The 12,834-nt window shown below is 60.6% G+C and carries 11 protein-coding genes and 1 pseudogene; 7 read left to right on the top strand and 5 right to left on the bottom strand.

The features are described from left to right. Positions 1-261 precede the first annotated feature (261 nt). From ACP2YO_RS26375 to ACP2YO_RS26365, 3 genes are all read right to left on the bottom strand, one after another. Entirely contained in the window at positions 262-786 is a 525-nt protein-coding gene (locus ACP2YO_RS26375) for a hypothetical protein (RefSeq protein WP_426434092.1), read from the bottom strand. Next, entirely contained in the window at positions 779-1,315 is a 537-nt protein-coding gene (locus ACP2YO_RS26370; protein WP_426434091.1) for a hypothetical protein, read from the bottom strand. Before ACP2YO_RS26370 ends, ACP2YO_RS26375 begins: the two co-directional genes overlap by 8 nt. 696 nt (positions 1,316-2,011) lie before the next feature. Continuing rightward, on the bottom strand, positions 2,012-2,773 hold the full coding sequence (locus ACP2YO_RS26365) for a hypothetical protein (RefSeq protein WP_426434090.1): 762 nt from the start codon (positions 2,771-2,773) through the stop codon (positions 2,012-2,014). A gap of 323 nt (positions 2,774-3,096) precedes the next feature. Here ACP2YO_RS26365 and ACP2YO_RS26360 point away from each other — a divergent pair, with 323 nt between their 5' ends. The 5 genes and pseudogenes from ACP2YO_RS26360 (at position 3,097) to ACP2YO_RS26340 (ending at position 5,870) form a co-directional block, all read left to right on the top strand. Beyond that, on the top strand, positions 3,097-3,495 hold the full coding sequence (locus tag ACP2YO_RS26360; RefSeq protein ID WP_426434089.1) for a hypothetical protein: 399 nt from the start codon (positions 3,097-3,099) through the stop codon (positions 3,493-3,495). Between the two features lie 325 nt (positions 3,496-3,820). After that, a pseudogene (locus ACP2YO_RS26355) lies at positions 3,821-4,055 on the top strand (Ku protein); the annotation flags it as partial. A 163-nt stretch (positions 4,056-4,218) separates the two neighbouring features. Continuing rightward, on the top strand, positions 4,219-5,175 hold the full coding sequence (locus ACP2YO_RS26350; protein WP_426443317.1) for a L,D-transpeptidase family protein: 957 nt from the start codon (positions 4,219-4,221) through the stop codon (positions 5,173-5,175). A gap of 219 nt (positions 5,176-5,394) precedes the next feature. Beyond that, positions 5,395-5,628 (top strand): hypothetical protein, encoded by a 234-nt coding sequence (locus ACP2YO_RS26345; RefSeq protein ID WP_426434088.1) that lies wholly within the window; start codon positions 5,395-5,397, stop codon positions 5,626-5,628. A gap of 26 nt (positions 5,629-5,654) precedes the next feature. Continuing rightward, positions 5,655-5,870: a hypothetical protein gene (locus tag ACP2YO_RS26340; protein WP_426434087.1), complete on the top strand. Its 216-nt coding sequence runs from the start codon at positions 5,655-5,657 to the stop codon at positions 5,868-5,870. Positions 5,871-6,015: 145 nt separating this feature from the next. Here ACP2YO_RS26340 and ACP2YO_RS26335 read toward each other — a convergent pair whose 3' ends face one another. Beyond that, positions 6,016-6,225: a hypothetical protein gene (locus ACP2YO_RS26335; protein ID WP_426434086.1), complete on the bottom strand. Its 210-nt coding sequence runs from the start codon at positions 6,223-6,225 to the stop codon at positions 6,016-6,018. Between the two features lie 286 nt (positions 6,226-6,511). On the opposite strand from ACP2YO_RS26335, the gene ACP2YO_RS26330 reads away from it, so the two are divergent. Together ACP2YO_RS26330 and ACP2YO_RS26325 are read left to right on the top strand one after the other, a co-directional pair. Then, positions 6,512-9,796, top strand: coding sequence for a sacsin N-terminal ATP-binding-like domain-containing protein (locus ACP2YO_RS26330; RefSeq protein ID WP_426434085.1), 3,285 nt, complete (start codon positions 6,512-6,514; stop codon positions 9,794-9,796). A gap of 233 nt (positions 9,797-10,029) precedes the next feature. After that, complete coding sequence (locus ACP2YO_RS26325; protein WP_426434084.1) at positions 10,030-11,055, top strand: restriction endonuclease; 1,026 nt, start codon at positions 10,030-10,032, stop codon at positions 11,053-11,055. A gap of 750 nt (positions 11,056-11,805) precedes the next feature. Here ACP2YO_RS26325 and ACP2YO_RS26320 read toward each other — a convergent pair. Continuing rightward, positions 11,806-12,537, bottom strand: a complete 732-nt coding sequence (locus ACP2YO_RS26320) for a hypothetical protein (protein WP_426434083.1) — start codon at positions 12,535-12,537, stop codon at positions 11,806-11,808. Positions 12,538-12,834 lie beyond the last annotated feature (297 nt).

The raw sequence follows: 12,834 nt of genomic DNA, 5'->3' as shown, positions 1-12,834 counted from the left end.
ACGGCGCCTTGACCGCATTTCGGCGAAGCAAATTGCTCGACGCGGCCGACGCGTTCACTTCTTCTTTCGATGTGCATTAGTCCATCCATTCAGTCGTGAAAAGAGCTTCCCGCGGGTCGAAAGGCACACGTCGGCAATCCTCGTCAGTTGGAGCCTCATCCCGGCCCAGCCCTGGATGAGCCCATCGAGGATCTCGTCGGCATCTCATCGAGACGCGGTTGCCCCAGCATGTGATCCTGCCGCCAATCGGTGCCCGCCATCTCACTTCTCCTCGGTGACGTCGATGAAGCCGTCGCCCTCGCGGTCGTACCGGCGATGCAGGACGTCCTGACGGTTTCCAACGACTCGCTCGAAAACGTAAATCTGGTCGCCCGGCTCGCTCTGGACCGGCCGACGGCCTTCGGCGTGGTTGGCGCAGCGGGTCGTCACCCAGCGGCCGCCGTAAAGCACGCCCGGCTCTCCGCAGATCTCGCAGGTGACCGCGCTCCGGGCCTCTGCGAGGTCGATCGCTTCCTCGACCCTCGCGTTTGCCTCGGGAGAGAGCGAGCCCGCCCAGTAAAATCTTAAAGTCCCGTATTTCTCCATGATTTGCGTGACGTGGAGCGATCCGCCGTCGGCCTGGACGGCAGTCCGGATCCGGACGCACGCGCGCTCAAGCAGGTCGCGCCAGCCTTCGTCCACATAAGGCCAGCCTCGCGCGGTCGGCGGATCGCCCGCCGTCGGATCGAACAGATCGGAGTAGGCTGCCACCAGATCGGCTCGCCAGTCCCGCACGCGGTCAGCCATGACGCGATCCCTTTACAACGCTTTCGGGCGGAGCGTGGACGAAGGTGTCCGATGCCCAATCATATCTGACGTAGACGAGGGCAGGGCGGCTTCTCACGATCCCGCGTTTGACGAATACTTCGTGAAATCCGGAGACGATCGGCACGGGAGTGCCTTTCTCGTGAGCCTTGCAGGCCGGGTAGATACGAAAATCGCTTGCGAACAGGCGCCCCTCGGCCCCGCATTCGATACAGGTCGAGAGAGAGCGGGCCTCAGCGAGAGCGACGGCTTCCTCGATGTCGACGGCAACTCGCTGCGCGATTTCGGTTCTGCTGTTCCAATGGACGCGCAACGCGCCGTGCTCCGCGACCATGTGCGTGAAGTAGACCGTGCCGTCGCTCGCCGCTGCGGCCACGCGCTCGACGAGCCGAGTGACGACATCCTGCCAGCCATCGTGACATCTTGGATAGCCAGGTGCGAACGGCACGCTGCGGTACGAGCGCACGAAAATGTTCGGATATCTCCGGATGAGCTTCTCTTGCCAAGTCATCGCTTTACGCCTCCCAGTTCCCTGCTCGCGGCGGTTCGGTGGGTGTCTTCCGTGCGAGCTTGCCAATGCGAAAAGACATGTGAGAAAACGGATTTTGTGGGCGGGCTACAGTCCACGCCGAAAGCAGCCTCAGCTCGCTCCGGCTCCGGGCGACGAAACGCTCGAACGGCGTAACGCCGGGTTCGCGAAGGGCGCGATCGGGGAGGCTATCCACTTCGACCGACCATGGGCGCGTAGGAACGACGTCCAGACAGAAGGAGCGGTCGTCTCCGGCGACGGTAAGCGCAGTGGCGTCTATCTCTCGCGTCCCCGCGGCCGCCGTGCCGACGTACCCAATCGCTCCGTCATCTGGAGCGAACGCGTTTTGGATAAGAGCGTCGCGGACGAGGCCGCCCTGGTGCGGTGCCCTCTTTGTCTTTGCGGACTCGATGGCCGATGCTTGTCGACGGGTCCGTCGCATCGGGTTTTGCCCTCTTGGGAGCAGGCCATGACAGTCGGGGGAAGTTCGTTCGAACTGTCGTCCGCATCCATGAGCGCACCTCAAATCTAGCGAGTGAAAACAGGGTCCATATCCCGATATTCCGAGCGCTGCCCCTCCGATGAGAACGTCGTAGCGCGGCCGGGAGTAGATGGGCGGCAGATCCCACGCGCCCTTTGCGGTCGTCTCCAGGTGTTTGTCCGATAGCGTCCACACGATCACGACGGGTTCTCCAGATCGAAGACCCACGTGTCGGAATCGGCAACGGCGCACCGATCACGAGCCGTGACCCGCTCGCGTAAGGCTTCACTGCGCGGGCAATCGGCGTCGACCAGCGGCGTGTTGGGGAACGAGCGTCCATGGTACTGCGCCGCCGCCGCCCGCAGCCGTGCGCTCCGAGACATATGGCGCGGGTTGACGCTCACCATGGTGCCGGAAAAGAGAGGGTGGCTTTCAATATCCAGGATCACGAGATCGGCGCAGGCGAGCGCGAACACCGCCTCGGCGGAAACACCCGTCATCGCCGTCAGCCGATCCAGCGCGAGGCTTTGCTCCGATAGCGCGTGAAGAGCCGCGGTCTCGTCGTCGAAACAGACTTCGTAATCGACATGGCGCCAGACGCGGCGAGCGTTGTCGGCGATGGGGTCGCGATCGATATCGTCGCGACAAAGCTCGAGAACCTCCAGGCCGAGGTCCTGAACGGCGAGGAGCGACAGGCCCTCATCATCCACGGTACGCAGCGGATGGTCGTCAACGATGTCGACTGCGAACCGCACCCGCTTCCGGACGACGATCGGAAGGTCGAGGCGAACGCGGCAGCCTGAAATCACCGTACTCTGTACGTAGTCGATCTCATCGACAGACGGATCCAGCGCCGACTGCAGGAGGAAGTCCAGCCGCAGCGCGCTGACGACCGGGACGAGAGCGGACGATTTTACGCTTTGGAAGCTCGCTGGGGAACGCGCGACACGGGAATGCATGGAAAAACTCGACGATTGACCGACGAAAGGACTGCGAAGCGGGCGGGCGCCAGGCTCGGCTTCGTTTCGTTGTTCTCGTCAGTCATGTCGAAGCTCCATACGGTGACGCCACGATGATGGAACGGAGTTATGGTCATTCTCGCATAGGAGTCAAGATAGCTAGATAGTAAAATAGTAAGATATTAGGATTGTGAAATAGCTGTGGACGACCTAGATCGCCGAGTTTTCCGCCCATGATTTGTGTTATTTGAGCTCTATGCGGGTGTATTCGGGCGCGCCGGTGGTTCATCCGTGCTTCCGCGAACCGTTCTAGGATAATTCGAATGGATCGAACGAAGCCGCCGAAGAAGCGGGCAGATAGACCAGGGGAGGAGCCCAAGGCGTCCCGCGTCGGACGCGACGGGCGCCTCCAGATGCTGGTGTACATGTGGCCGAAGAATATCGACGATATGAAGGACTTTGCGATCTACGATCGCCGCCCGGTTTCCGACATCGTCGAGGAGTTGGTCGAAGCGTTTCTGAGCCGCCGCGGGAAGGCGAAGAAATCAGATGAAACGCCGGTGGTGCGAGGGGAGCGCCGCCAGGTACTGGTTTACATGTCACGGAAAAATATCAGGGAGCTGAAGCGTCAGGCCATGGCCGAGGGGCGCCCAGCCTACATCATCATCGAAGAATTGGTCGAAGCGTGGCTCAAAAAACGCCGCAAGCAAAAGAGCGATTAGTTCCGCCATCCCGCGGACGATACGTTCGGCTGGTTCTCGGGGTACATCACTGCAGACAAGCCGACAGTTCAATTCTCCTCTGTTAACTGCACGGTATCGCCGAGGGCTTGGTATCTCGACGTCAGCGAGGATCTTGGAGAAGGGCTGTCCTTTCTACGCAGAGAAATCTGTCGCGTGATGTCATCCAACCTATGGCGCGAAAGATTACAGCGTCTGAACGGTTTTCCAGTCGAATCTAGATTTGGTTGAGCCGTCCTCCGATATAACTTGGGGCGATGTCGGAACCAGGTCGGCCTGTTCGTCTTAAGACCGAAGTCCACGTCTTTTGGAGCGTTGTACCAACGCTCCCCGCGGGAATTGGAAAGGCTTCCTGCGCCTTTCCCCCGTCATCTGTCCCGTCGCGCTCGACCCGGCAACCTATCAAGTACGCCAAGGTCGATGCCGATACCGGCGAAGAGGTCGCGAACGAGGACATCGTCAAGGGCTACAAAGTCGACACCGACACCTTCGTCGAGGTGACCAAGGAGGAGCTCGAGAACGTCGCCATGGAGTCCGTTCGCCTCTCTCAATGACGCCTGCGAGCTTCCCGGCGGCCGAAGCAATTCTTCGCTTCCCACTCGGCTAAAAGGCGGAACAGAGGGGCGGGCCGCCCGTTTGTCAGAGTGCTCTTCCTGGCGACGTGGAATCGCGGACATGAAGCCCTATTGCGTGGCAGTTCTCTTGATGGGCTTCATGATTGCAAGCCCAACAGGATCCGCGCTCGGCGCCGATCTCACGGCGGCCTCGATCAATTCTTCCGTTCCCTCGAACAAGACGTTATCCAACGAGAAGCCGACGCCGGCAGGCGTCCGGCTGCAGGTCCTCCTCGACAGGGCCCACTTCTCGCCGGGCGAGATCGACGGCAAGTTTGGAGACAACGCCAAGAAGGCGCTGCGAGCTTACGAAAAAGCGCAGGGGCTGCCGGAATCGGATGAGGTCACTGATGACGTCTGGAACAAACTTGCGACAGATGACCGGCCGGTAATCGCCAGATACGCCATCGAAGAAAAGGACGTCGCCGGTCCGTTCCTTCGTAAGCTGCCGACCAAAATGGAGGACATGAAGGACATCCCCAAGCTCGCCTACACGAGCCCGCGGGAAGGTCTGGCTGAAAAATTTCACATGAGCGAGGATCTACTCATCGCCATGAATCCGGGCGTGCATCTAGAGCGGGTGGGAGAGACGATCGTCGTGGTAGACAGCGGTACCGACCAGAATCCGGAGAAGGCGGACAGGATCGAAGTAGACAAGAACCGGCAGACGGTGAAGCTTTTCGATAAGTCGAACGCTCTGATCGGATTCTATCCAGCGACGGTCGGCAGTGAGGAGAAGCCGTCCCCCTCCGGTTCGCTGAAGGTAACCGAGATCGACCGAAATCCGATCTACCATTACAACCCGGCCTATCACTTCAAGGGCGTCCATACCCGCAAGCCGTTCACCATCAAGCCTGGCCCGAACAATCCGGTCGGCACTGTCTGGATCAACCTCTCGGGCGAGGGATACGGCATTCATGGCACCCCATTCCCCGGAAAGGTGTCGAAATCGGAGTCGCACGGATGCGTCCGGCTAACGAACTGGGATGCCCAGCGCGTCGCCGAGAAGGTTTCGAAGGGCACGCCAGTCGCGTTCGTCGATGATTGAGGACTCGCCCTGCCAGGCCGCGCCCCAATGGCGTTGCCGGCCACACGGCCGGACACGGCCCAGTCGGCACCGCCACCGCCTGCGCATCCGCCACCGTCAAGCCAACAAGCAGAACCCAAGCAATTCGAACGCTTAGTTCCGGCCCCCAGAAGTCGTCCGCCGCCGGAGCCGTCGCGCATCCCCGAGGGAACCGGCCCGCATGAGCGCGGTTATCGCGGCATGACCGACGTCATCGAAAGTGCCGTAGCTCCTTCCGCCATCGAGCGGGCGATGGAGGTGTTCGAGCACTTCAGGGAGCGCGACCACGCCGTTCTCGTGCAGGCGCGCAAGACTCTGACAGACCATATCTTCGGCCTCATTGCGGAGGGAGAGACGGACGAGCACCGGCTGGTCGTCTCCGGACTGGAGCATCTGAAATCGCTCGAGAGGCAGGCGGAAGTGCCAAGGCGATGAGGATCCGGTCCCATTCCGAAAGCCACTTGGTCGAACTGGACGACGGCTCGCGATGGCAGATATTTCCCGGCGATCTGGACCTTACGCTGAACTGGGAGCCTGAGACGGAAATCACCGTCGCCGCGGCCGAAGACGATCTCGGCTCGCACGTGCTGATCGGCGCCGGCGCCAAGGTGCGGGCGATTCCCGAGGGTGAAAACTGGCCCGTGCGGGAGGTCAAAAACGTGCTGAAGCAAGGCTAGGTGGTGGTGATCCGTCCCTTGCCGCCACACTTCTTGCATCGACCCGGATAGATCCTTCGGCCGGGCTCTGGCTCACGGGTCGGCGCCGATCCTGAACCTTCGCAGGCGTCGCACTTGACCTCGACCGGCGGCTTTGCCTCCGGGTTCATGTCTGGACCGGCTTCTCATAATTTGCCCGATCCGCGCGCGGGATCGGCCGCGGCCGTTCGATCACCCTGGATGCCCGCGACGGATTTCCGCCCCGTACATCATACCGCTCGGCGAGATCGAGCAATCGTTTCCGAGTAAACGGATCGGCGATCGCGGCCAGATCGCGGGCGCGCTGCGCCTGCTGCTTATAGAAGTCTTCGCTCATAGCCCAACCCCACAGCACTACAGGCGGAACTACAGTACATCCCGGACGGCGCCGTCAAGGTCACGCCTGCGTCGCATGCGCTCGGACGAGTCGTCCCGGCCCTGGATGCGGCGCGCGCTGACTGCTTCCACGATTCCGCTTGAGGTGGTCTCGCATCCAGAATTTCACTCGCAGGACGGTATTGCGGGTGGCCGCAGCGGGATCGGCGCGCGCGAACGAATCGATGTCCAAGCGGAGCGCGTCGGCCTAGAGTGAGACCCGGGGAAGGCGGGATCGGGGGAAGCCGGTGGATGAAGTATCCGACGTGGGGCTGGATCTCGTTGCTCGGCTCGAAGAGACGGTCAACGAAAAGATCTATAAGGCGATCGCCCTTCGCATTCGTACCAAGGTTCTCGCGGCGACGAGCGACCCGGATACCTCGTCAAGGCGGTGGCCTTTCGAACTGATCCAAAACGCCCACGATGCCGGGGCACGTGCGGGCCGCGAGGGTATCAGCCTCGTTTTCGACTTCACCGACGGCCTCCTGCGCTTCGAGCACGATGCTGCTCCCTTCACGATGGACGAGTTCGCCGCCCTTCTTACCGGCGGATCCAGCAAGGACTTCATGTCTACCGAGACGACCGGGCGATTCGGAACCGGTTTTCTCGTCACGCACGTGCTCTCTGAGCAAGTTCGCGTACGCGGCATTCTCGAAGTGGACGGCAAATATCGCGGCTTCGAAGTCGATCTGGACAGGCCGAACGACGAAGAACTGCTCCTGAAAAACGTCCAAGACTCGCAGCAGTCATTGAGACATACGCGTCTCGTGGCGAGCCTCGATGGGGAGCCGACCGCATGCTTCGAGTACGTCGTGGATGACGAGAAGATCGCTCTGGCGGGCCTCGACGCGTTGGAAGAAGCCCTACCGTATCTTTTCGCCACCTGCCGGCGTCTCGGCGAAATCACCATCCGGCGCGGCGAGCGCGAGACAGCCTGGCGGCTCACCTCCTCGTCCAAGTCGCGCATGTTTTCGAACAAGCCAGCCGAGTATCGGGTATCGCGGTTTGCTGGCGACGGTAATCGGCGCGATTGGCGCGTCGTCCGGGCGACGTCAGGTTTCTCCTCGAAGGGGGCTATCGTGGTCGCGCTCGCCCGGGAGGGCGACGCGTGGGAAGTCCAGAAGCCAGGCAACCTGTCCGCCATATTTCGGCAGCTTCCGCTTCTCGGCGGTCCGTCGCTTCCCGGTTGGATGATCGTCGACGGACTGTTCGACGTGGAACAGGAGAGACGGACGATCTATGTGACCGGCGAGCAGGAACGGCCCCTTCGGGATGCGTTCGCCGCGCTTCCAAATCTGGTGACACAAGCGAACACGGAAGATTGGACGAACGGGTACCGGATCGCGCAACTTGAACTGCCGGCGGATATCCACGGGGAATCGACAGTCAAAGTATGGACGGATGTCCTGTCCACGGCGGCTCGGAAACTATCGGAACTGCCTCTGATCCGCACGGCACGAGGCGGCAAGGTTCCGTGCTCCGATGACACTGGCGACGAGCGGTATGCGGATTTCATTCGTCGTCCTGAATCGGGGCCGAGCTACGACGACCTCTGGGAGCTTGCGGCGGGTTGTACCGAAGCCGACCCGCCGGACCGAACCGTGTCCGAAGGATGGTCCGAAGTCGTCGAGGGTTGGGAAAAGCTCGGCGTCCGAGTTTCATGGATTGACCTCGAGACTATCGGAGAACGAGCCCGCGAGGATGTCAAGGAACTAAGCGAGCTTAAGGTGGATGGAGATCCGATCGAATGGCTGTCGCGCTACTTCGATGCCGTCGGCAAGACATGGAGGGACGTCGGCATAACGAAATCCCATGTCCATCATCTCGTGCCTGATCAACACGGCATGCTGCGCGATGCCGACGAACTCAAAATCGATGGCGGCGTGACCGAACGGACCAAGCGGATATCCGCCGGCATAGGGCTCGACGTCGAGGCGCGACTTCTCGACGAACGACTTGTCGAGAATCTTGCTTCGCTGGACCTCTCCGCAGGTCTGTTTACGGTAAGCGAAGCCACGGACGGGGAGCTCGTCGAGGAAGAGGCGGTCGGCGGCCTCTTGCAACAACTCTCCGTCTCCTTGCCGGACGACCAAAAGGTTCCGGACGAGAGGGAGACGACCGTAGACGCGAGCATCGAACTTTTGCTTCACCTTTGGGCCACGGCGGGAAGGGCCGCGGAGAACGCGGCATGGAAGATTCCGGTGCTCGCTGCGGATGGTTCGGCGTACAAGCCAGGTCGGCGCCGAACCATGATCCTACCGGTGTCATCATGGCCGGAAGCCGCGCGCGCTTTCGTGGCGGCATATCCACCGGGACGTCTCCTGGACGAGCGCTATGCCGAACGAGGTCAAGAGTTGTTGGACGCGCTCTCCGCGTGGGGTATCGCGCATTCGGGCCTGCTGACGACCGTCGAGCGCGAGGAGATTCCGGAGCGGGGACTGAAACCGATCGCCGTTGAGTCGGAACAGGTCGCAGGTTGCGTCCTGCGCGAGGCGAAGCTCTCTCAGATCGCTCTACTGGAACCCGAACTGATCCAATACTGCAGAACGACGCGAGAACGGGCGCGGGCGCTGCTTGGATTGGTGGTGTGCTTCGTCGCGCCCACCGATGCTTCGTGGCGCGCGACCGTCGAACTGCCGGTCAAGACGGCAAACGGGGAAAAGACCGTCTCCTTGACGCCTTCGCTATGGCTGAGCGATCTGCGAAGCAAACCATGGATTCCGGAGGAGGAGGATGGGGAGGTCGTACATCATCCGGCCACCACGGCTCTCGTCGCGGACCTGCTCGATCCGTCGTGGCTTCAAAGCAACCCATCTGGCGCCGAGCTCTTGGTCCGGCACTTCGGGCTCGATGCCCTCGACGTACGTTTGCTCGCCGCCGCAAGCGACGAGGAAGCCCGTCAGCGGCTCCGAGACAGCCTGGCCAGAATCGTCGAAGTGGTCGGTGGAAACTCTCAGTTCATCGAAGAATTGGCCGTAAAGGCGCATGCGCGCCAGCGGAACGTCAACCTCTTGAGAAAGCTCGGCCTTGCCGTTCAACAGGGCGTGTTGGAGGCTTTGGAAGCCAAGGGCCTTAACGTCGACCCGGACGACTACGGCTATGACTTTCTCGTAGCGGTGGATGGGGACGATTCCGAAGATATCTCCTCTCGATTCCAAGTCGCCGAATACAAAGTCGAGGTCAAGACCACGACGACGGGCGAGCCTCGGCTTACACCGCTTCAAGCTTCGACCTGCGCCGCGGAACCCGACGTCTTCGTGCTTTGCGTGGTCGACCTGCGCGGCTATCCCACCGACATCCACGATGTAGAATGGACTGCGAGCGCGGTCTCGCCGCTCTGCCGGCTGGTGCCGGGCACGCATATTCCGATAGGGGCGACGCTTTCGTTCGTCGAGGATGCCGAGGCAAGTGATATTCCCGTTCGAAATGCAACCGCGTTGCGGTACGCAGTGGGAGCCGACATTTGGGAATCGGGACTGGGGTTCGACGAATGGGTCCGCGCGGCCTTTGCAGGCGATTTGAAGGACGCATAGTCTGCCAAAATCGGCCGAGGCTCCAGCCACCGGGTGATTTTGTTAGTCGTCAGGGAGCGCCGGCGACGAAGTCCGTCGACCCAAGCGAAACTCATGTCGTCTATTCCCTCGTAAGCATTAAGGTCGTTTCCCATGGTCGGCCGCTCGCGCGCTGCCACGCGTCAATCCGGGTGCGCGGCATTGTCCATGCGCCAAGGTTGTGAGAGGCTGGTAGAAACGGGGGAAGATACAAAATGGCGTTTTGGGTCGTCAGAGCGGGCAAGCACGGCGTCAACGAAGACTACACGGTTGAAAGCAATGCCGTCGTTATCGGATGGGAAAAGGTCGGCGATCTATCAGCCATTTCGACCAAAGAGGCGATGCTTGCCCACGTCCAAAAAACCTATGACGACGCTTCGTTGGGCTCGCAGCGAGTTTGGGCCGGCGAATTATGGGCGTTTAAAGAGCGTATTCAAAACAACGATTGGGTCGCCGTTCCGCTGACATCGCGCTCCGCAATAGCGGTCGGACGCATCGTCGGCCCTTATCATTACGTGCCCGATGCGCCTATCGGAGCGAAGCATCAGCGCAACGTAAAATGGGTTCGAACCGATCTGCCTCGTTCGGAAGTCGATCAAGATATTCTATACACGCTCGGTGCCACATTGGCCGTCTTCCAAGCGCGGCGAAATAATGCTGAGGAACGCCTTATCGCAATGGTGCAAGGGCAGTCGCCGAAAAAGGTCGAGAAGCCAATCGCCGATTTCGAACCGGCTGACCCTGAAGACGGCGGTGAGGTTGATCTTGAGCAATTCGCGGCTGATCAAATTACCAAGTTTATCGGCAAGAATTTTCTGGGACATGAACTCGCGCGCCTAGTCGGAGGGATTTTGACCGCGGAAGGCTATCAGGTCCAAGTCGCCAAGCCGGGAGCGGACGGCGGTGTCGATATCATTGCAGGGACCGGTCCGATGGGATTCGGACAGCCGCGAATTGCAGTGCAAGTAAAATCGGGCGCCACGCCTGCCGATGTTAGTGTCTTGCGAGAGCTTCAAGGGGTCATGCCGCGCTTCGGCGCGGATCACGGGCTCATAGTGTCTTGGTCAGGCTTTAAGGACTCGGTCGTTCGTGAGGCTCGGCAACTTTTCTTCGAAGTCCGCTTATGGGATGCAGGCGATCTTGTCGCGGCACTTCAAAAGAATTTCGAAAATCTATCCGAAGAGTTGCAAGCGGAATTGCCGCTGAAGCGCATTTGGCTTTTGGTTGAACCCGAAACTTGAGAAGCAAAGGTTAGCAGTCGCGGGCCTGCTTACGGCGTCCCAATGGGGCCTGCGCGATGGATTGAAGGCGGCCATCCGGCGATGGTGATGCGGAATCATTCCGGGCTGACGATTCAATCATCCCACTATGTCCGCCTCGGGCCGCCCGGCAATGAAAGCGTTGATCCACGCAAGGCACAAGTCGCGGCTGCGATAGCTGCCCCATTGCTCATTTTCCTCACGCTCGACGTCCGGCCGCCTTCGCAAGCATCTCAACCCGTCAGCGAACAACCGTTGCCGATCGACGCCGACCGCATCCGGAAGGCGATCCCAATCGTTCGAAGGCAGCCAAACTATTGCGCAGAGTCTGGCTATGGTTGGAGGAGTAGGATTTGGTTATTGGCACTGGTTTTTAAGCTAGGGTGTTAATCGGCTTGGCTTTTGACCCCCAATCGGCGCCCAAGGCTGACCCCACCTCGTGCACCCTAAGTTCGCAAACGCATTCTCGAATTTGCCGCTACGCTGGGGTCAATGTTGGAAGCCGAAAGGGGTCAAAGTTCGGGGCCGCGACACAAGCTAGGGCATCGGCTTGGGTTAACTGAAGGCAAAATAGCCTGAAGGTAAATGCTCTTCCGGCACGGGAAGGACGCCATAAAACGCCCAGACACCCAGGTTGTGAGTGACAATCTCGCGGTGGTGGAGAAATCGTTCGCGGCTGCCTGTGGGAATGGGTTTTGTATCAGCGCCGATAGGGCTCAGAGTAGTGACGGTTCAAATTTCGGTTTGCAGCGGGAGAACTCTGTCGATCGGCGCGAAAACCAGGCCGTCGGGCCCGACGCTGGTTCCGTCCGCCATTTCTCGTGTGTGGCGCGGTTTGAGGGCAGTCAGATCCCTCAGTCGGCGAATGTTGTCGATCTCCATTCCGACAAACCGAATTTGGCTCGCAAGTTCTGGCGGCAGCGTGGCCGCGGCCGCTCGCGCCTCATCCAACGTCATCGGAAGCAGCCCGAAAGGACCAATCACCGCCCCCAAATATTCGGTGGGCGGCTCGTCTTCGATCTCGATCGTGGCCGTCAGCCGCGGCCGCGCGGCGTCCCCGATTCCGGCTACTCCGAATTCGGCCGAGAGATCGGAGTACCCCATCCCCTCCAACATTTGAGCAACGTGAAGACGTGCCACATCCTGCACTACGTGCTCGCGGTCATCTTCGGAGAGAGGCTCCCCGTCGGTGGACGGATCGAGGACGTATTGGAAAGCACCTCGGTCGGGTTCCTCGACGCCCCATCGCGACATTACCGCCCAACCCTTCACACTCCGGGCGGTCCATCTCTCGACGCCGCCACCGACGAAGCTCCGGATCTCGAGCACCATGCCGGCGATCTGTCCATTCGCCGTTTTCAGGGGACCAGGCAACGTCTTCGCTGTTGCATTGCCTCGCCGGTGCGATCCTTTGGCTTCGGCCACCGCCACCTGGCCCGGCTGGGCACAGAACCAGTCCGGCATTTCGGCAGACGAATTCGAGCTTCTGAACGATCCTAGCCCTATCCGAAAGGATCGTTGGACTACCGTCGATCGGCACGAACCATGTGAAGCCATGGTACCGCTGTAGATATGCACGCGCAAAGAAACGGCCGAAAAGCCCGGAAAACGCTCGCCGCATTTCAATGCCGCGTCCGGGACCGCGGCCTTTCCAAATGAGTTCAGTGCCACTTGGGGTCAGGAGTTCGTCGAAAAGTGCGACTACAGGCGCCGAATTCTTGCTGGTCTGCAGAATTTCGCCGATCGCACATCTTGCGACGA

It is taken from the genome of Bradyrhizobium genosp. P, assembly GCF_049949265.1.
In the GTDB taxonomy this organism is placed as follows: Bacteria; Pseudomonadota; Alphaproteobacteria; order Rhizobiales; family Xanthobacteraceae; genus Bradyrhizobium.
The sequence above is the reverse complement of the archived record's forward strand: the minus strand, read 5'-3'. Positions and strand labels throughout refer to the sequence as shown.